The organism is Marvinbryantia formatexigens DSM 14469 (assembly GCF_025148285.1).
Classification (GTDB): Bacteria; Bacillota; Clostridia; order Lachnospirales; family Lachnospiraceae; genus Marvinbryantia; species Marvinbryantia formatexigens.
The window spans coordinates 2,659,204-2,679,052 of sequence record NZ_CP102268.1 but is presented as its reverse complement, the minus strand read 5'-3'; the positions used below and the strand labels follow the sequence as shown (position 1 = coordinate 2,679,052).

General features: G+C 45.8%; 20 protein-coding genes and 1 pseudogene. 3 read left to right on the top strand and 18 right to left on the bottom strand.

Features of this window, described 5'->3' with window-relative positions; all coding sequences use genetic code 11:
- Positions 1–36 precede the first annotated feature (36 nt).
- The 13 genes from NQ534_RS12620 to NQ534_RS12565 form a co-directional block, all read right to left on the bottom strand.
- Positions 37–2,007 (bottom strand): P-loop NTPase fold protein, encoded by a 1,971-nt coding sequence (locus NQ534_RS12620; protein WP_006864437.1) that lies wholly within the window; start codon positions 2,005–2,007, stop codon positions 37–39.
- Positions 2,008–2,241, bottom strand: coding sequence for a helix-turn-helix domain-containing protein (locus NQ534_RS12615; RefSeq protein ID WP_040785442.1), 234 nt, complete (start codon positions 2,239–2,241; stop codon positions 2,008–2,010).
- A gap of 151 nt (positions 2,242–2,392) precedes the next feature.
- The gene (locus tag NQ534_RS12610; protein ID WP_006864439.1) at positions 2,393–3,973 is read right to left on the bottom strand and encodes a recombinase family protein; all 1,581 of its coding nucleotides are present in this window, start codon (positions 3,971–3,973) and stop codon (positions 2,393–2,395) included.
- Between the two features lie 2 nt (positions 3,974–3,975).
- A complete protein-coding gene (locus NQ534_RS12605) occupies positions 3,976–4,389 on the bottom strand; it encodes a serine integrase family protein (RefSeq protein WP_006864440.1) in 414 nt (137 codons plus the stop codon).
- A gap of 4 nt (positions 4,390–4,393) precedes the next feature.
- A complete protein-coding gene (locus NQ534_RS12600) occupies positions 4,394–5,947 on the bottom strand; it encodes a recombinase family protein (protein WP_040785445.1) in 1,554 nt (517 codons plus the stop codon).
- A gap of 62 nt (positions 5,948–6,009) precedes the next feature.
- Complete coding sequence (locus NQ534_RS12595; RefSeq protein ID WP_040785448.1) at positions 6,010–6,234, bottom strand: SHOCT domain-containing protein; 225 nt, start codon at positions 6,232–6,234, stop codon at positions 6,010–6,012.
- Between the two features lie 129 nt (positions 6,235–6,363).
- A complete protein-coding gene (locus NQ534_RS12590; RefSeq protein ID WP_006864443.1) occupies positions 6,364–7,215 on the bottom strand; it encodes an SH3 domain-containing protein in 852 nt (283 codons plus the stop codon).
- Positions 7,216–7,244: 29 nt separating this feature from the next.
- A complete protein-coding gene (locus NQ534_RS12585; protein WP_006864444.1) occupies positions 7,245–8,702 on the bottom strand; it encodes a phage tail spike protein in 1,458 nt (485 codons plus the stop codon).
- Complete coding sequence (locus NQ534_RS12580; RefSeq protein ID WP_006864445.1) at positions 8,699–9,349, bottom strand: phage tail family protein; 651 nt, start codon at positions 9,347–9,349, stop codon at positions 8,699–8,701. Before NQ534_RS12580 ends, NQ534_RS12585 begins: the two co-directional genes overlap by 4 nt.
- Entirely contained in the window at positions 9,346–12,099 is a 2,754-nt protein-coding gene (locus tag NQ534_RS12575) for a phage tail tape measure protein (RefSeq protein WP_006864446.1), read from the bottom strand. The genes NQ534_RS12580 and NQ534_RS12575 overlap by 4 nt, the downstream gene beginning before the upstream one ends.
- A gap of 94 nt (positions 12,100–12,193) precedes the next feature.
- Positions 12,194–12,484, bottom strand: coding sequence for a hypothetical protein (locus tag NQ534_RS21420; protein WP_006864447.1), 291 nt, complete (start codon positions 12,482–12,484; stop codon positions 12,194–12,196).
- A 128-nt stretch (positions 12,485–12,612) separates the two neighbouring features.
- Positions 12,613–12,945, bottom strand: a complete 333-nt coding sequence (locus tag NQ534_RS12570; RefSeq protein ID WP_006864448.1) for a type II toxin-antitoxin system RelE/ParE family toxin — start codon at positions 12,943–12,945, stop codon at positions 12,613–12,615.
- On the bottom strand, positions 12,935–13,192 hold the full coding sequence (locus NQ534_RS12565) for a type II toxin-antitoxin system prevent-host-death family antitoxin (RefSeq protein WP_006864449.1): 258 nt from the start codon (positions 13,190–13,192) through the stop codon (positions 12,935–12,937). The genes NQ534_RS12570 and NQ534_RS12565 overlap by 11 nt, the downstream gene beginning before the upstream one ends.
- 289 nt (positions 13,193–13,481) lie before the next feature.
- Here NQ534_RS12565 and NQ534_RS12560 point away from each other — a divergent pair, with 289 nt between their 5' ends.
- The gene (locus NQ534_RS12560) at positions 13,482–13,700 is read left to right on the top strand and encodes a type II toxin-antitoxin system Phd/YefM family antitoxin (protein WP_006864450.1); all 219 of its coding nucleotides are present in this window, start codon (positions 13,482–13,484) and stop codon (positions 13,698–13,700) included.
- Positions 13,701–13,772: 72 nt separating this feature from the next.
- Here the strand turns inward: NQ534_RS12560 and NQ534_RS12555 are convergent, their stop codons facing one another.
- Entirely contained in the window at positions 13,773–13,946 is a 174-nt protein-coding gene (locus NQ534_RS12555) for a hypothetical protein (protein WP_006864451.1), read from the bottom strand.
- Positions 13,943–14,317 carry a hypothetical protein gene (locus NQ534_RS12550; RefSeq protein ID WP_006864452.1) on the bottom strand — a complete coding sequence of 125 codons (375 nt, stop codon included), beginning with the start codon at positions 14,315–14,317 and terminating at the stop codon, positions 13,943–13,945. Before NQ534_RS12550 ends, NQ534_RS12555 begins: the two co-directional genes overlap by 4 nt.
- Before the next feature lie 170 nt (positions 14,318–14,487).
- Here NQ534_RS12550 and NQ534_RS12545 point away from each other — a divergent pair, with 170 nt between their 5' ends.
- Positions 14,488–15,609, top strand: a complete 1,122-nt coding sequence (locus NQ534_RS12545; RefSeq protein WP_260042662.1) for an ISAs1 family transposase — start codon at positions 14,488–14,490, stop codon at positions 15,607–15,609.
- Here NQ534_RS12545 and NQ534_RS12540 read toward each other — a convergent pair.
- Positions 15,535–16,176: a major tail protein gene (locus tag NQ534_RS12540; RefSeq protein WP_242655299.1), complete on the bottom strand. Its 642-nt coding sequence runs from the start codon at positions 16,174–16,176 to the stop codon at positions 15,535–15,537. The genes NQ534_RS12545 and NQ534_RS12540 overlap by 75 nt on opposite strands.
- Positions 16,177–16,351: 175 nt before the next feature.
- Here NQ534_RS12540 and NQ534_RS12535 point away from each other — a divergent pair.
- Positions 16,352–17,744: pseudogene (locus NQ534_RS12535) on the top strand (transposase).
- 490 nt (positions 17,745–18,234) lie between these two features.
- On the opposite strand, the gene NQ534_RS12530 reads toward NQ534_RS12535, so the two are convergent.
- Both NQ534_RS12530 and NQ534_RS12525 read right to left on the bottom strand, forming a co-directional pair.
- Complete coding sequence (locus tag NQ534_RS12530) at positions 18,235–18,714, bottom strand: flavodoxin (protein WP_040781579.1); 480 nt, start codon at positions 18,712–18,714, stop codon at positions 18,235–18,237.
- A gap of 406 nt (positions 18,715–19,120) precedes the next feature.
- Positions 19,121–19,570, bottom strand: coding sequence for a hypothetical protein (locus tag NQ534_RS12525; protein WP_143115824.1), 450 nt, complete (start codon positions 19,568–19,570; stop codon positions 19,121–19,123).
- Positions 19,571–19,849 lie beyond the last annotated feature (279 nt).

Below are 19,849 nucleotides of genomic sequence, written 5' to 3'. Positions count from 1 at the left end.
CACCATCCACAGATATTTCTAAAAATTGTGTCCACTTTACCCTTGTTCTCCACCATCTTTTGAAGCTTCCATTTCATCTAGCCTTTCTTTCATTTTTGTTACAGTCCCTTCGACATCCTGCATAAAGTTTTTAGTCAAAGCAGCTTTCAAACCATATCCATTTCCTTCTTCATCAGTTTTTATCTGAGAAAGCCCATCTTTCAGTTTCATCAGTCCCGGAATTGATTCTTTAATTAATAAATCCTGTGAACCAATTCTTAAATTCCACATTTTACAAAACACGCCTGAAAAAGAGGGGCGATCTGAATTTGGAAGTACCTTAAAACAATCTGCCACCGCAGATGCCAATTCATCGTCAAAAATATTGAAACGTTTATTTTCACACTCATATATTTCAGCCATCTTCCCGGATTTCAGTGCTCTTAAATATTTTCTTTTATTTATTGCAAACATCTGCAATTCTTTATCTCTAAAGTCACAAATTTTCATATAAATACGTTTTTCATCCTCAGACAGAAGATGCATATCATTTGGTGAAATCATTTTCCTGACTCTTGTATCTGCCTCATCACTATTGCATAAAATCTCTAAACATTTTTCAACACCTGTTTCTAACTTCTTCATATCCGGTTTTTCTGGTAATTCATAAGAAATAGTTCTTGCCCAATACATATTACCTAATAATGTAATGTAGTCATCAATGTCCAGCGTTCCGGCATAAGCCATTTCCAATACTTTCGGTAAACCCTTCTTAATCGTATCTTCTTCAAGATCTATCAAGCGTAAATTCCTCACGAGATCTTTTGGTTCTGCGCCTTTCTTCACTTCAAGCATTTTATCTATATCATCACATATATTCTGCTCATTCCATTTACCTTCTGTTAGCCACTCCCTTACTCCAGGCAGCATATATCTTCTCACATAGTAACCCGGATATTCTTTTTCAATTTCTGAATCACAAAATAGATACCCATATCTTTCTGATTTAGGAATTCTTCCTGTTTTTATCAGCAATGTATACGCAACAAAGGTCTGGAAGTATATTGGCAGGTCATCTTCAATTCCTTTCTTTCTCAATTCAATAAAAACTCTTTGAAAGTCTTGTATTGCACATTTGATGCTTCTAATATTAGCAATACTGCCACTTGTAAAAACATTTACTAAACACATTTTATTTTCTATCAAGAAATTTTTATATTCTTCATTCTGCGTATTATAATCAGTTATTATTTCAGTAAATATACTCTTGTAATCTGGGATATTCTTTATAGTTCTCACCACTATTTTTTCTTTTATTTCTGAATATTTGATTTTGACCGCAGTGTCCGTATGCATTGTTTTATCGAAACTAGTTTCTTGATTCGCATCCACTTCTTGTCCAAAGTTTTTCTCTAGTATTTTTTCTTCATTTGCAACAATAATAGTTTTAATATGTTTATTCTCACAATACTCATTGATACATCCTAAAACAGTCACTTCATCAACAGTACTTCTTTCCAAATCATCAAAAACTAAAATGACTTTTTTATCTGCAATACTCGCTTCAATAGGCATACACTCACTTGGATTTAAAGCTAATACCTTATCTGCTCCCGGTATCTTCTTTGCCATTTCTGCTGCAAAGTGAACGAACCTTCCAAACTTGCTTTTATTTAACTTATCCGACATTTCCTCAAATTTTCCAGCAGCCTTATTGATACCTTCACCAATCTGCGAAGCCTTTTTATCCGTAACTCCGGGAACCACCTTCACAAGTTCCTCTACGTTTCCTCCCATATTCAACATTACTTCTTGAAAATATGCTTTTTGAACTTTACGATTGATACTTTCTATCGATGACTCCCCAAATAAGGAAATACGAATAACTATAAAACCTTCGCCTAATCGATCCGCCAGTTCATGCTCAATCAAATACGTTTTTCCACATCCCCATTCCCCTATAAACATTAATGCTCCAAAAGAATTCTCTTCATGGCAGTAATACTCCAATTCATTTAATGTTGACATCTACCTTCCTCCAATGTTATTAAACCGTATTTCACTTCCATTTTCTAAAATAAACCGTTGTTCAAATGTGATTCCCAGCACATTCGCAATAGTAATCATTTCCTCCACACTAACAGTTCCCCGCTGCAACTTCTTATTAAAATTCTGCGGTGACTGCCCAATCCTCCGAGCAAGCTCTGAGATGCTGATATTCATTTTTTCACAAAGTTCCCGAATCATATCAGATGTTGTCATTTTCACTCCTCCTGACATTTCCATTATAAACCACATGGTTGCTAAACACAATCCTCATATTCCTTTATATCCACACTCATTCCCCATTCCCCCACGAAAAAAAGGCATCCCACAAGTTCGTCTGAACCTGCTGGATGCCTCCATGCCATGCCTATCTATCCGCTTCTATCTCCACTCCGGACTTAAATTCCACTACTATCCTCTCATCATAAATGGTTACCTTTTCCACCAGCCGTCTGACCAGCTGCTCATCATACTCTATCGGTATATCCTTCTGTTCCTCCAGGAATGCTTTCAACTCTTCGATATGCTTCTTCTGCCCGTCACGTTTCGCGTCCTGTGCCAATACCTTTTGCCTCTGCTCCCGGAGGCTGTGGATTTCATCAGCCACAGCGTTGTAATCCTTCTTTCCATTTGCCAGTTTCAGTAGTTTCTGCTGCTGTTCTACCAGCCTGCAGTCAATCTCTGCGATCTTATCACTGCTGTTATTCTCAAGCACCTGAAGGATATTTGCCTGCAGGATGGGCAGGAAAGAATCTCTGCTGCCTAGCAGGTCATTGATCGCCCTTGCCACCGCCTCCTGCAACTCTGACTCCTGGATCGTCGGCGCATCACATCCTTCTGGTCCGTGTTCCACGCGGGTGCAGCACCGCCACACCGTAGAACGCTTTCCTCTGTTATTCCACGCAATCCTGCGGTAAATTTCACCGCATTTCGGGCAGTAAACAATGCTGGATAACGCATATTTACTGCTGTAAACCCTTTTCTTCCTGTTTTCCCCGCTGTGCAAGTTTGCCCGCCGTACCATTTCTTCCTGCACCTGCATATAAAGGTCACGGGGAATAATCGGCTCATGGCTGTTCTCCACATAATACTGCGGTACAATCCCGTTGTTCTTTACCCGCTTTTTCGTGAGAAAATCCACTGTATATGTTTTCGCAAGCAGCGCATCTCCGATATATTTTTCATTCTGCAGGATTTTCTTTATAGTCTCCGGTCTCCATTTTTTCTTCCCTGCCCCGGTAAGGATACCTTCCGCCTCCAGCCCTTTCCCAATCTGCAAAAGGCTTGCCCCTTCCAGGTATTCCCGGTAGATTCGTTTGACTACTTCTGCTTCCTCCGGCTCAATGACCAGATGCCCCTCAGTGTCTTTCGTATATCCGAGGAAACGGTTGTGGTTGACCTGTACGAGTCCCTGCTGGTAACGGTACTGCAGGCCGATCTTCACATTCTGGCTCAATGACTCACTTTCCTGCTGTGCCAAAGACGCCATAATGGTCAGCATGACTTCGCCTTTCGCATCCATTGTATTGATGTTTTCCTTTTCAAAAAATACGGGGATGCCTCTGTCCTTCAGCTGCCGGATATATTTCAGGCAGTCCAGTGTATTCCTTGCAAAACGGCTGATGGACTTTGTAATGACCATCTGGATTTTCCCTTCCATGCACTCTTCAATCATACGGTTAAATTCTTCCCGTTTCCGGGTATCCGTTCCGGAGATTCCATCATCTGCGAATATTCCGGCAAATTCCCAATCGGGATTCTTTTTGATAAATGCCGTGTAATGCTCTATCTGCGCTTCATAACTTGTGGCCTGCTCATCACTGTCCGTAGAGACGCGGCAGTAGGCAGCCACACGGATCTTTTGTCTTTCTTCGTTATTCCTTCCCAGTCCCATACGCGGTCTGGCCGGGATAACGGTAACCGTCGGATTTCCAACTATCTGCCTCATATCTAACCCTCACTTTCTATCAGACTATAGGCATATTCTGCCTGCATAAATGGATCTTCATATTGTTTCTCCATCGGTTTTATGGAGAAATCCACCGGATAGGTAACTTTTTCTTCTTCCTTCTGTTCCCATACCCTTCCCAGCTTTTCTGCCCGTTTTTTAAGTTCCTGCTCCGCCTTGTCAAACGTCTCCCGGTCAATGATCGCCGGGTAATACGCATCCCCAAGGTAATGCCTGTTCTGCAATAACCGTTTAGCAGAACCATGCCAAGTCTCAATCCCCGCCTGCTTTGCGGCCGGCATCAAGGCAAGTCCCGATAAATAACCCCGGTACAGTTTCCTGACCCTTTCTGCCTGCTCCTCATCAATCACCGCACGTCCTTCCTCAATCCGGTATCCATATGGTGTAAGTCCCACCCCATCACATCCTTTCCCTGAGCGTGAGTCCGCATTTCATCTGGAAACCGACCTCGGTTCTGGAATATACGATAATCTGCTCCACAAACCTTCCAAAGAGTTCCCCGTCAAAGGCTGTGAGCATCTCACCCTTCTCTGCAAATTTCAAAAGTGCCTCCACTTCCCCGGTCTTTACCATTTCCCCGTTTACAGAATGGGAAAGCCCATTCTTTTGCAACTCCAGTTCCGCCGCTTCCTGCAATAACTCATTGTTTTCCTTATTAAAAAGAGCAGGTTCCAGATACCCTTTCGCCATCAGGCCAGTGAGTATCTGTCTCTGCTCCGCATTTTTCTCCATCTTCAATTCCAATTCCTGTATCATGCTGAAACTGTCCGACCGGTCCATCTCCCTCAACCTTTCCAGCAGGGGCCTCAGCACAAACCTCCGTCCATAAACCAGTTTGTTCATCATCGTCACAAAGGCTTTCTCCACATCCGCATTGCGGATGAATTTCATGGAACACGCTGTGACGTCATCGATATGTTTCCCACAGCACCATGCCACATACTTTCCGCCGTTTTTGCTGTGTATCCTCCATTTAAATTTGCCGCCGCATTCCGAACAGACAATTTTCCCTGAGAACGGATACCGGTTCAGATATTTCCCGCTGCCTTTTGTGATTCCCTTTTCCAGCCGCCTCTGATTGAGGACTGCCCCGGCAGCCTCAAAATCCTCACGGCTGATGATCGGTTCATGGTGGCATTGCATCAGGTACTGGTCTTTCTCCCCATAGTTCGTATGCCTGCTAAAGTGCTCATCCGTATAGGTTTTCTGGAAGATCACATCCCCCACATACTTCTCGTTATAGATCATCCCCCGGATCGTCGATGCCGTCCATTTCCCACCCTTTTTTGTGGGCACTTTCCTGGCATTCAGTTCATCTGCTATCTGGTGTGTACCGATTCCAGATAGCACCTGTGCAAAAATATATTTTACAATCTCTGCCTGCTCCGGGTTGATCTCCATTCCCCCGTCCACATAATCATATCCGTATGGCGGATAGGAAATCTTGAACGTGCCGTTCTGGAACCTTCTCTTGACTCCCCATTTGCTGTTTTCAGAAATTGAAACGGACTCGCTCTCCGCAAGGCTGCTCAGGATAGAAAGCATCAGTTCGCTCTCCATGGACTGGGTATTGATATTTTCCTTTTCAAAATAGATGAAGACGCCAAGGTCCGTTAGTTTCCGCACCAGTTCCAGGCAATCCGTTGTATTCCTTGCGAACCGGCTGATAGACTTTACAACAATGAAATCAACCTTGTGTGCTTCGCAATCTGAAATCAGCCTTAACAGCTGTGTTCTTTTTTCTTTCTTGGTTCCGGTTATTCCTTCGTCATAATAGACTCCCGCAAACTCCCATTCTGGATTTGCTTTTATGAAAGACTCATAATGGGATTTTTGTGCCTCCAGGCTTGCCAACTGTTCGTCACTTCCTGTTGATACCCTGCAGTAAGCCGCCACCCGGAGCTTTTTAGGGATAAGAGGTTCTACCTTATCAATCTTTGTTATCCTTTTCATCCACTCACCTTCCTTTCCGGTATGTGACATGTTACCGTCAAAGTTCCTCTATAGCAAGCATTTCAGGGCATAATCCTTGCCAATGCCGGAGAGAAAGATTCCCGGTTTAACGCCATGATTTTGTCAAATTCTTCTATAGTAATCAACCCAAGATTGTACAGTTTCCTGGTCAGTTTTTCCGCCCGTATATAGTCATATTCCCGCTGCAGTTCTTCCTGCGTAAACTGCTTTTTTTCTGGTACTGCCGCTATCGGCGCATTAAGAACCTGCACTTTTCTTTCTTCCATTCCAAACACACTCCCTTCTGTTATGTAAAGACGGGAATATTGACCTTCTTTCATAAATCTACAATACAGTTTCTGCCGGCCACATCCAATGCAGCCGGCAGAAACATACCCCCCCCTGTCACTCTTTACTTATACTCTCTGTGCAAAATCCAAGCTCACCCAGCCATCACGATTTTTCTGGTATGCTTTCAAAAGCCCCCACTTGGATGCACCGGGGCCGTCCGCTTCCTCGACAATCGTAAAGACACCTGTACCCGTGTACTTTCCGGTCTTGGCCTTATCGGTTCCGGGACCTTTGCGGATACGCAGGTCCGAGACAGACACCTTCACCAGATACGGCTGAAAGGCAGTCTGTTTCCCGATATAGAGATTCTTGCCGGATTCATCGAACACGGAATACCCGGCATTCTCATCAGCACACTTCTTCGCATTGGCAAGGCTGTGGAATGCGCCTTTCTGGGATGCTGCGTCTGCCCAGGTCTTTCGTACACGGTACTTGAACACATAGGTATCCGCCGTCACATAGGCCAGTTTTGCGTTCTCCGCATTCTTTACCAGCGTGTAGGTAATGTCAGAAGAAATGTTGACCGTGTTCTTGGTTTCCGAATCGTAGTAGCTGATATAACAGATATAAGTGATCATCCCAGAGGAAGATGCCGAAAGCTTGTTCTGGCTGACCGTCAGGATGCCGCCGGACACCGTTTCTCCCGATGACAGGGCGCTCTCTGCTCCTGTTCCGTCTTTTCGTTTCCATGAAATGGTCAGCCCGGATGCATCCAGGGCCACGTTGGTCTGGTCTAAGAAGATCACCGGGGTCAGCACCAGATGGGATGTTTCCCAGTTCGGCGCATAAGCGTGAGGTAAGGTGTTCGGGTCCTCACTCTGCGTTTTCGGCAGGTTGGACGTGATATAGGCCGACAGCTTCCGCTGGTCTGTGATGTCCACAAAAGTCTGCTGGCTGGATGTTAAGATAGTAGGCATTTCTTGTTCCTCCTTCAGATGATAAAAAGTTAAATGGTGACTTCACAATAAAAGGACGCATTGTCTAGCACGTCCTCAGTTGATATGGTTACGCTTTTCATTCCTTTGTGCAGGCCGTCCCAGTCGGCATCCGTTTCCGCATTGCCGGATTTCCTGTGCCAGCAAAAAGCGGAAGCAGGAAGGGTATCTGTGATATCCTTATCCCAGGACAATACCCTGCATCTTAAAATACTCTGCTGCCCTTTATCCCGGAAGATGCTCGTGCCTTCCACCACCAGCTCTGTCCGGTACATTTTCGCTGTGGTGATATCCTCGACTTTCCCGAAGATGTTCTCGATTTTCTCCGTCTGCCCCAGGATATCCTGCTCCAGTGTGCTTAAGTTCTGGTTCTGCTTCGCACTGATGGCAGTCAGCCGGATACCGCTTGCCCCGATGGTGATGGTGTTGCCGGAAGGATTCAGATAATCCCGCGTCCTCTGGATGCACAGATACCGCCCGTCAATCCCATGGGGCGGGGAAGAACAGTACACATACTGCCTTGCATGGATATCCGCAATGTCCGCGCCAGTATCCGATTCATCCACAATGGTCAGCTCCATGCTGGTGATGCCCTTCGCCAGCTCTGCGATGCGGGCCTTCGCTTTCCTAAGAAGGTTGGAAGAAAGTGTTACATCCTCCCACACTTCCGTTGCCCATATCCAGCCGATCTCTTTGACCGCATCCTCATCAAACACATAGTTCTTCCCATCGTTGGCGGCTTCGATGGTGACTCGCTCGTCCGTTTCCACCTCATTGCCGTCCTCATCCGTGGTCTTGACCTTTGCCCCAAGGGGAATGAGTGCTGTTACCCGTTCTGTGTGGTCAAACGTGATCTTCACATCGGTCAGGTTCTTTCCGTACTCCACTTTTTGAAGGGAGGCTTCCGTAAAATCCGCCAAATAATCCAACACCTTACCGGAACTGGTATACCGGAGACGCAGGTACCCGCCATGGGTATTGATCAGTTTCTCCCGGATGGCGTCCATCGTCATGGAATAATCCGAACAGCTGTAAGCCACATAATCATTGTTATCGACCACCGTTACTTCTCCCACCGTGAACTGCTTCCGCTCCTCCACACTTTTGTTGTGTTCAGTTATGAAATACTCGAAAAGCCCTCTTAAGCTCCCTTTGTAGTTATAGGGCGGCTGCTGGCTGTCCTTCAAATAGGAAAGAGCCGATTCACAGGTCCATGTGTGGGTGTTATAAAAATCACTGCCGTCATCCAGCGCCCGCCCCTCAAAAACCGTTTCATTCCCTTTTTTGCAAACGATCACAGAGGCCATTGGTTTAATGCTATGCAAATACGGATGGTTATAAGGAGCCGACAGCGTCAGGCTGTCAATGTTCTCCGCATCCTCCTCCACCTTCGCCTCCGTGACTGCCAGTTTCGATAACTGCGGATGGTAAAACAGCGTCCCGTCCACATAGATACGGAATAATCTCATAGGCATCCCTCCCGGTACCGGAAGGTCACAGTTCCATTTCCAGTGACAGACACCACATTTCTTCCAGCCTGCAATTCCATTTCAGGAAACTCCCAGGTGCCGGAACTGACTGTTTTTCGGAAGGTATCTGTACCGATCTGCCAGCTCAGCGCCGTTTCCGCCGTGGCTGTGATGACCGGGACCACAGGCATATAGTCATTATCCAGAATGACATTCCCTCCGCCCGTCACGGTGATAACGGTTTCTTCCACATGGTAACGGTAGGAATCCCCATCGGAACAGGAAATGGTAAGCTGCCCTTTTCCGGTCAGAGGATCATAGGCCGGGGCCATTTCCAGTGTGCCGATGGCATACAGCCCCGGTTCCTCGCTGCAAACCACTTTCACCAGCTGTCCGGCAAACGGGTTCACCACCGCACTGACCTTTTGATTAAACTGCTCCCTGGTGCCAAGCATGGAGAGTATGATTTCAAAGCTCCGGGGCTGGTAGGATACCCGCCCCAACGCTTCCGTGTACCGGATCGGGGAATTCCGCCCCGGCACCACTATGGTATTACTCTGGGACTGGGGTGTTGGGAAATGGATGCTCTCCCGCAGCCACCCAAGACCAGACAGCCACATATTATTTAGTTTTACATCTGGTCTCATAGGCTCAACCTCCTGTTCAGCTTCTGCATCTGCCCCAGTTTACTGTCAATGGCCGGGAGCAGATGCCCTACCAGTGTTCCGTCCTCCAGATAGATGCCCTTGCTGCTGTTTGCCGCAATGATGGATAGGTAACGCTCCATGGTGCTGGTATCCATCCGGTTAGAAAGGATACTCTCCAGCTGACTGTAAAAACCTTTCAATGGCAGGATCGCTTCTGCCCCGGCTTCACCGCCAGCCATTAAGTTTGTGCCGTTCATGCCAAACAGTGTCGGCCGCGTCATGATACCGCCTTCTTTGTACCAGTCAATCGACAGGTGCGGCACACTCGGCGGCGCAATGGACAGGCTGCCGGAAATTCTGAAATGCGGCAGCTTGATGTGCGGCAGGGAAATCTTCATGCTGGAGAAGAATCCGGTAATCTTATCCACAATCCCCTTGATGGTGTTTTTCGCCGCCTCAATCGGGGTGATAATGGCGGTCTTGATACCGTTCCAGACGGAAGTGGTGGTACTTTTAATGCCATTGAATACAGAAGTCACCGTACTCTTGACCGCATTAAATACAGACGAAACCTTGCTCTTGATTCCGTCCACCACAGTAGAAATGGCGGATTTGATACCGTTCCATACTGTGGAAGCCACCGACTTAATGGCGTTAAATACCGTAGTCACCACGGATTTTATCGTGTTCAGCACCGTGGAAATCTTTGTGCTGATCGCCGTCCAGACAGTCGAAATGGCATTTTGGATGACGGACATCACGGAGGAGATCACACTAGAAACCGCATGGATGGCTGTAGATACCACCGATTTGATGGCGTTCCATGCACCCGTGATAATCTCTTTACAGTTCTCCCAGATAAACTGGAAAGGCAGCGTGATAATGTCAAAGGCAGCACTCAGAATGGAGCCAATCAGCATGATCCCTGTCTGCACCACGTTCGTGATGGTCTCCCAAATGCCGGAGAAGAAAGCTACAATACCGTTCCAGATACCCTCAAAGAAGGTCTTGATATTCGTCCAGACCTCGCTCCAGCTCGTACCGAACCAGCCGAGGAACACATCCACAATGCCCTGGATGATACCGACCGCTGCCGAAAGGACACCCTTGATTCCCTCCCATACCCCGGAGAAAATCGTTTGAATCCCCGTCCACATCTGCGACCAGTTCCCGGTAAACAGCCCGATAAACACATCTAAAATACCAGTGATCACGTTCAGCACCGTGGAAAGCACTGCGGCGATTGCCTGAAACGCGCCTTCAAAGACCGGGGCAAGCAGGGAACAGAAACCATTCCATACCGCTGAGATCACCTGCGTGATGTCCTGGAAACTAAAGCCCAGGGCATTCAGCCGGTCCACGATTCCCTGGCAGAAAGTACTGACCGTCTCTTTGATGGTATTCCAGGTTCCGATGATGGCCTCCCGGAATCCCTCATTGGTATTCCACAGATGCAGAAAAGCAGCCACCAGTGTCCCGATGACTGCCACCACTGCCACAACGGGAGCCGAGATGCCGCCCAGTGCCGCACCTAGTTTTCCAAACAGCCCCGTGCCGCCCTGCACTGCCACTTTCAGTTTGTTAAAGCCGTTCGCCAACTGTACAAACCCTTTCATGGCCGTGCCGATCTTGGCTATCGTAGTACCGAGGATCACCAGGAACGGCCCAAGCGCCGCCACCAAAAGCCCTACTTTCAAGACCATCTGGCGGGTGCCTTCATCCATGCCATTTAACTTATCCACAAACTCCTGTATTTTCGTCACAATGCTGCGGATCACGGGCATCAGCATCTCGCCAAAGGAAATGGCAAGTTCCTCCAACTGACTCTTTAAGATGGTAAGCTGCCCCATCAGGTTATCCTGCATGGTAGCCGCCATCTTCTCAGCCGTGCCATCGCAGTTGTCAATGGCGCCGCTTAACTTTTCAATATCCGCAGGTGCAGCGTTCATAAGGGCAAGGAACCCGCTCATGGCGTTCTTGCCTACCAGGGATTCTGCTGCCTGTGCTTTTTCAGACTCCGTCAGCTTTCCAAAAGCAGTACGACAGTCTGCCAGGATATCCGACAGGCTCCGCATGCTGCCGTCCGCGTTCGTTGTGGCAATGGTCACATCCCCGATGGCCTGCCCGCTGATCTTCACATCCCCGGCAAGGTTATTCATAATGGTACGAAGGGAAGTACCTGCCTGAGAGGATTTGATACCCGCGTTTGCCATCAGGCCGATTGCCTCGGCGGTATCTTCTGCGGAAAAACCAAGCGCGCCAGCAATCGGCGCACAATACTTGAAGGTTTCCCCCATCATGGACACGTTGGTGTTCGCATTGGAGGATGCCGCCGCAAGAATATCCGCGAAATGCCCGGAGTCCGCTGCGGTCAGTCCGAAGGCGGTCAAGGCATCGGTGACAATATCCGATGTAGTCGCCAGGTCCTCTCCCGATGCGGCGGCAAGGTTCATGATGCCGTCAATGCCGGAGATCATGTCTTTCGATTTCCAGCCGGCCATGGCCATATAGTTCATGGCCTCCGCCGCCTCGGATGCGGAGAACTTGGTTTTCTCGCCCATCTCACGGGCCTTATCCCGGAGGGACTGTAAGTCATCCCCGGTTGCCCCGGATACCGCCGCCACCTGGCTCATGGCAGAATCAAAATCCGCAGCTGTCTTGACTGCCGCGATCCCCAGACCGGCAACCCCTGTGGAGATCGGCATGATCGTTTTCCCAACGCCGGCAATGGAATTACCCAGGTTCTCCATCTTGCCGCCGATCTCATCAATCTTCGCAAGGGCCGTGCTGGTGGTCGCCGCCTGCTCCTGGAGCCGCTTTAATTCCTGCTCGGTCTCGATGATCTCACGCTGGAGGGCATCGTATTTGTCCTGCCCTAAGTCGCCATTCTCCAGCTGCTCCTTTGCCTGTGCCTGCGCCTGTTTTAAGGCATCCAGTTTTTCCTTGGTAGAGGAAATGGCATCTTTTAATAACTTCTGTTTCTGTGTTGGCGGGGTCCAGCTTCAGCAGCTTATTGACATCTTTTAAGGCACTCTGGGTATGGGTGATGGACGAATTAACGCTTTTTAAGGCTTTATCAAGCCCTGTTGTATCGCCCCCAATCTCAATCGTGATGCCCTTGATCCTGCTTGCCACTGTTCCTCACCTCCTAAAAATGTGCAAAAGAAAAGCCCGGAAATCTATAAACATTTTTCCGAGCATAAAGAAAGCACCGATCATTCATTGACCGATGCCTTGTGTAATTTCATTATTCTTTTTTCACACTATACATTTAGCTGCCGCAAAATTTCATCCATGTTCCTTCTGCCATAAATAATCCGCAGGACAAAAATCATTTTTTCATCAAAATCCGGCAGATAATACATAATATAATTACCCACCAGTTTTTTTCTGATCTCCGTATTTGGTACAAATTCATTCACGACTAAAGAACCGCTTTCCGGGAAAGACCGGGCCTCCTCAATCGCTCCCTGCAATTTGTCCACAAAATCCGGTGCTGCCTTTGGGTTTGCCAATTCCACAGCGATATATCCCACAATGTCATCCAAATCGGCATCCGCTTTCTGCGTCAACTGATAGCCCCATTTAGATTCCATATTTTCTCCTTATATCGCTGATCGCTTTTTCTCCATCCACAGTCCGTCCTGCTTTTACATCCTCCAAACCTTCCATGATCGTTTTCGCTTCATACATTTTCTGCATGGTCCGTTCGTAATACTCAATATCCATGACAACCAGACGGCCATATCCATTCTTCGTTACATAAACCGGTCCATTTTCTTCAGCACAGCGCCGTTCTACCTCGACCGTGTTTTTCAAATCACGCATAGGAATAATCTGCATAAAAGCACCTCCTTTCTTGTGGCTTTATTTTACCCTAAATTCAGCCACAAGTCAAGGAGTGGGAAAATTTTATGATTTCCAAATGGTGCTAAAATATATTGATGCCTCCCAAAGCCTGCATTTCTTTAAAAATATTGACTTTTTTTATTCCTTACGGTAAACTTTATACCAGTGATCAGGTTTCAGATACTTGCGAGGACTGAAACCGTGGGAGGACCTGAGGGCCCTCTTTTTTTGTTTTTCATAATGAAAACCATACTAATTTCAATATAACCTGGAGGTCCAATGCATGATAATTACTGTCACAGAATTAAAACAAAACCTTGATAAATATCTGCAACTTGCAGAAACTGAAAATATTCTCATTTCCAACAATGGAAAAATTCTTGCAATGCTGTCCAATCCCCATGCAGACCGCATTGCAATGGCAAACGCCCTTCTCGGTGTGATTCCCTCTGATATCACTCTGGAAGAAGCACTCATAGAAAAAGCAAATAACTCCCTGTAAGAACATACAAGTGACGAATAAGACTGTGCCCCGCCGGTTTCCCAGCGGGGCATTCCTTTTATCATAGCCACTCTAAAAGGCATCGAAATCTTCCTGGGTGGCTTCACGGGCCACTTTTTTGTATTTCACATCATCGTTTCCTTTTTCTGTCCACATATCAATGACGAGGCCAATCATAAGAAGGTCCAGGTCAGAGATTGCAATGCCAAGTTCCACACAACGCAGGAGGAACAGGGGCGTTGTCATTTCCCTTGTACTCCTGCCAACTCTTTTTTTGCCTGCACCTCCACCATCATGTTCTGTCCCCACAGTTCCAGGATCTGCGGCAGGACTTCATAGATGGAGAACATGTCAAACTGGTCCAGCCATTCCTCAATGGTCGGAGGGATGGAATTGTCCGCATGGTAAGCCATGATATAAGCCACGTTCTCGAAGATTTCCAGATCCTCGATCTGGAATTCCTCCCCCTCCTCGGTCCTGCCTTTGTAGGATTTCTCCAGCTTGGAAAGATCCTTGAAAATGTCCCTCTTAAACTTCGCCCGGTACAGCCGGGGGATGGTGGCCGAAGAACGGAACGCCACCTTTTTCCCACAGATCTCAATCTCCCGTTTCAGCATTTTTTACACTCCTCCCTCTGCTTCTTCCTGTCTGGTTGGCAGGTACACCGATTTATACCAGTTCGTATAAGCCGTTTTGTCCGTGGTGTCGCCCCACGACAAACGCATGAGTAAACAAATTGTGAACACGCCTCTTTTCTGTTAAAATAAAAGAAAAGGGGAGTGAAGATATGCAGGAATTATTAGAATGGATGGAATATATTGAAGACAGCCGCCAACAAAGCAAAGTCCGGCATACGTTAAAGGATATCCTGGTAATTGTGCTGTTTGCGACTCTTGCAAATGCAGATGACTGGGTAGAAATGGCCCTGTTTGCTGAGGATTATCAGGATTATTTGCGTAAGTACATTGAACTGAAAAATGGTCCGCCATCGCATGATACCCTGCGGCGGGTTATGGGAATGGTGTCACCGGAGATCCTGCAGCAGCTTTATGGGAAATGGCAGGAGCGGTTAAACAGGAACGAAGGGGAACTGCTGAAAAAAATCATATGTATTGATGGTAAAACCATGCGTTCCAATAAGAGGAATGGAGAGAAACCCGGCCATATTGTTTCCGCGTGGAGTAAGGAAGACGGGTACTGCCTTGGGCAGAAGGCTGTCGGGGAAAAGAGCAATGAGATAACAGCCATTCCTGAGTTACTGGAGAAAATACAGGTAAAAGGGCAGATTGTAACCATAGATGCAATGGGGACCCAGACAGCGATAGCAGAAAAGATAAGGAATAAGAGGGCAGATTATGTTCTTTCGTTAAAAGCAAACCAGGGAACATTATATGAGGATGTAAGAGAATATTTTGAAGACCCGGAGTTCCAGAAGGAGATAAAGGAAAGGGGAATTTATAAGAAAACACAGGAAAAAGCACATGGACAGATTGAAACAAGGGAGTATTACCAGACGGAAAAAATAAAATGGCTAAGCCAGAAGAAAGCCTGGAAAGGTCTGAAAAGTATCATAATGGAACGGAAGACATTGGAAAAAGAAGGGAAGCGGCTGATAGAATACCGGTATTTTATCAGCAGTCTGAAGGAAGAAATAGAAACAGTAAGCCGGGCGGTAAGAGGTCATTGGAGTATAGAGAGTATGCACTGGCATTTGGATGTGACATTCCGGGAAGATGCAAACACAACGATTGATAAGATGGCGGCACAGAACCTGAATATTATCAGGAAATGGAGTTTAAGTATACTGAAGACAGCAGAGGTGTCAAGACATAAATTATCCATGAGAAAAAAGAGATATGTAATTGGATTGCGTCCAATCAAGCATTTGGAAGAAGTATTGGAATCTTAAAAAAATAAGAAAAACAGAAATTGGACGATAGGAATCATTCATGCGTTTGTCGTGGGTGTCGCCCGTCCTTGCCTTTACAAGCCCATCCGAGCGCGGGTCCGCCGTGATCGACAGGGTTTCCGTTCCCGGCTCAATGGTGTCCTCTTTCGTTTCCGATTCAATGGACGGACGGGATGCCGAGCAGTTATACAGCACATGACGGATGGCGTTCACATCCCCGTCAAACTCAAAGAGCAGGGCAAACTTCACGCTCTCCCCAACCCCGCTGTTCTCCACCAGGACGCCCTTGCCGTCCAGCTCTTCCTGCAAAATCTCCGTGCGGAACCACTCCGGGATCAATGCGATCTCCAGGTCGCCGCTGTATCCGTTGTTGGTCACAGAACGGAAATACACAATGCCGTCCGCATAGAACGGACTGGATTCCCCCTCCGCATCCAGGCTGATACTCACCGCACCGGGAATCGCCTTCGGTGCGGCATAGGTAAAGGTGGTCTCCCCGTCCGCCACCGTCTCGGTCAGCTTGGCGGCATGGACATTTTTCAGATTATATTTAACTTTGTTCCCCATAGCCTTCATACCTCCATTTCATAAATCACTTTACTAGGCGTTTGCGAAACGCCACAGCCCGCATAAAATCGGGCTTTTTCTTTGATAAAACAGAACAACTCCTCACAGGTTTGTGGTAAAATTTAAGTGACCAAACAAAAATCAACCATACCCACCTGAAAGGAGTTGTACCTATATGATACCATACAATCAGCTTTCTTTGGCAGATATTTTTTCAGATTGCCAGGAAATTTTTGAATCTGACAGACCTCAGTTTCTGTCCCTCTTACAACAGCACATTGACCTTGATGAAATTGTTCCTGCTTCCTTCCGGAAGCATTTCTATGCATCAACGGGCAGATCCCGTAAATACCCTCTGAACGCTTTTTTATGGGCGCTTATCATCCAGCGGATTTTTTCTGTCCCTACTGACTCCCTGCTCCTTGTTTTCCTTCAGTATTCCCGGCATCTCCGTGAATTCCGTGGTTTCAACAAGGTTCCAGATGCTTCTAAAATCACCCGGTTCAAGCAGGATTTTCTTGAAGATCTGCAGCTCCTTTTTCACCACCTGGTCGATCTTACTGAGCCAGTCTGTCAGGCAATCGATTCTGCCAGGGCTGATATGACCATCTTTGATTCCTCTGGCATAGAGGCCTGGGTTACGGAAAACAATCCCAAATATTCCAACCGTATTATCAAACAGCTCAAAGCATATGCAAAGACCATGCATTTTGATCAGAACTATGACCCTTACAAGGCTGCTTACGGCTCCATGCCTTCCCATGCTGCCGCAAATCCCGATATTAAGCAGCTTTACATTGACGGGCATTTTTGTTATGCCTACAAATTTGGCATTGTCACAAATGGTCTGGGCATTGTCCGGCATATCGACCTCTACAATAAGGATTTTTTTGATAAGCATCCTGAAATTATTCCTGGAAAGAAGTCCGGTTCTCCGGATGAGGATAAATCGGTCCATGATGCCAGGCTGCTTATCCCTACTTTACAGGACCTGTTTGCTGCACATCCCCTCATCAGCCCGGATATTTTTTTAGGAGATGCCGCCTTTGACTCCGCCAGACTTTATAAAGAGCTTCTTTCAGGAGACACCTTTGGCATGGATGCTGACGGTAATGGCATTCACTTCCGGAAAGCCTACATCCCATTAAATTCCCGTTCCGGATTAGGAAACAATGACTATCCAGTAAATGAAAATGGGATCCCATGTTGCCCGATTGACCATTCCCTTCCTATGAAATATGAAGGGACCAGCAAACGCAGGAACGGCATTGTACGCTATAAATTCAGCTGTCCAAAAGTCAGATGGGAAAAGAATCCTTCCACAGGAAAATATCACCGTGTCTGTCACTGTGACACTCCCTGCACATCTTCACCATGCGGAAGAATGGTATACCTTTACCCGGAAAAAGACTTCCGTACTTATCCCGGCACTGTGCGTGGGACTGAAGAATGGAACGATACATACAGGATCAGAACCACTGTGGAACGCTCCATCAGCCACTTCAAAGACAGCTTTGGGATCGCCGGCCGCAAAACGCAAAATGAGAAAACGCTTCACGCTGATCTGATCCTGGCCGGCATCACACAGCTTATCGGAGTGATTCTCGCTGATAAGATCGAACAGCATCAGTACATCCGAAGTCTTAAACCCTTAATTGCATAGAAGTTACTATTTTTAAAACAAGTTTTTTCATTTCCCTCTATAAGTGCGCCCATTTCCTGTTCAATTCCAACTTATATCATGATCCACCATGTTTTTCCGTTCTTTTCAATCTCAGATATTCTAAACTCCCAAGCTTCGGCACTAATTAGAGCTATATCCGGAACCTGTTTCGCAATTACCTATGTGTCTAAGAAATCCTTTCCCTCTGACTTATCGCTCCGTTCCCGGAATTCCTCTCCATAATCTTTTTCATATACTTCATTTTCCATGCTTCGCACCCTTTCCTGTAGAATAATTTACCACTACGGGTAGGATGTTACCATAGATTTCTTATTATTCGTTGTCATGAAAGATAACTTTATGGGTCTATATTGAGAAGTTTATCGGTCTTTTCTTTAAATCCCGAATCCTTCTGCCCATGCTTTCAGTTCTTCCGCACTTGCATCCGCAGGGAATCGCTTTCCTTCCTTTAATTCCGCTCCCGGACAGGAAACCGCCAGTTCCTTGTTTGTGTTCCCCATACCGCTGCTGCCCGAAGTTGCCAGTGGAATAATCGTCTTTCCAGTCAGTTCATATTGCTCCAGAAACGTGTTCACAATAGTCGGAGCGACGTACCACCAGATAGGGAAGGCTGTGAAAATCACGGAATACTGCTCCATGTTCTCCATTTTATTTGCAACGGCAGGCCGGAATGATTTATCATTCATTTCCACACTGCTTCGGCTCTTTTTATTCATCCAGTCCAGATCCGCATCCGTATATGGAACCTCCGGCTGAATCTCATGTAAATCTGCTCCTATAGCCTCTGCAAGCCGCTTCGCCAGTTTCGCTGTTACGCCGCTGGCACTGAAATACGCTACTAATACCTTGCTCATCGTCAATACCTTACCTTTCCTGAAAATCATATTTTATCGCTGTGTTTTATCATAGAATACCATAAATTCAAGGCAAATGCACCCTATCGTTTTTTGAGTAGGGGTAATCGTTAAATTTGCACCCTCATCGCTCAAAGGGTGCATTGTATTAATTTGTGGTACGCAAGCCAGTGAGAGAGTACGCCTATACTTATAAATGTAAATAGAAAAGTGCCTGTTTTCTTCGTGTTCAGCTATCTTACTAATATAATGTATTTATGTATCCGAAATCCCTTTTGCCCAAAGGTACAGGCTTATTTTCAGTTTTGCCGTAAGGTTCAATCGTCTTCCAAATCAATAAAAAATAACCTTAGTCTTCTTCCTAAAACTAAGGTTATTAAATATGTATCTTTTCAATATTCACTTTTCATTTACTCCTTTTCTTTTTATTCTTAGGAAAGTTAATTTGTTTAGCTTTTTCATCTTTACAAACAGGAGTACTTTCCTTTGAAAATATTTCTTCGATCTCATCATTTATAGTGTCCATCATTTTCGCATCAAATTTTTTAGCCAACCCTTTTCTTTGCTCATCACTATAATCAATTACATTACACTTTCCAAAAAGAGTCTTTGTTTTTGAAAGTTGGTTATTACTTTCATTCATTTTGGTCAAACTTTCTGCAATTATCTTCGTCCTCTTCGTAATTTCTTTCTGCCTTCTGATATCACGCTTTAACTGCATATTCTTCATTTTCTCTTTGTGCTTTAACTTTTTCTTATAAAAAAGGTATGCCACAATAAGTAATGCTATAATTGTTTTTGCCCATGCGGGCAAATCTGCTATAAGTACATATAAGTCCTTCATCCATGTAGTCATTTTTGATATGTCCATTACACTAGAGAGGAACCATGCCATCACCTCCTGGGTCAAATCAACTTTTGTATGATTTTTACATTTTAATCATAATATATTTATATTTTCTTGTCAATATTTTTTCAAATTTCTTTGATTTATTTTTTTCATTATTTAATTTCACTACTATAAAAATTTTATTAGAGTTTTTTAATATATTTTTCACAACAAAGAATTGCTTATTTTTTTTGGGTATGCTATCATACAAATAAGTATTTCATAACTACACAAAAACTACGCTTA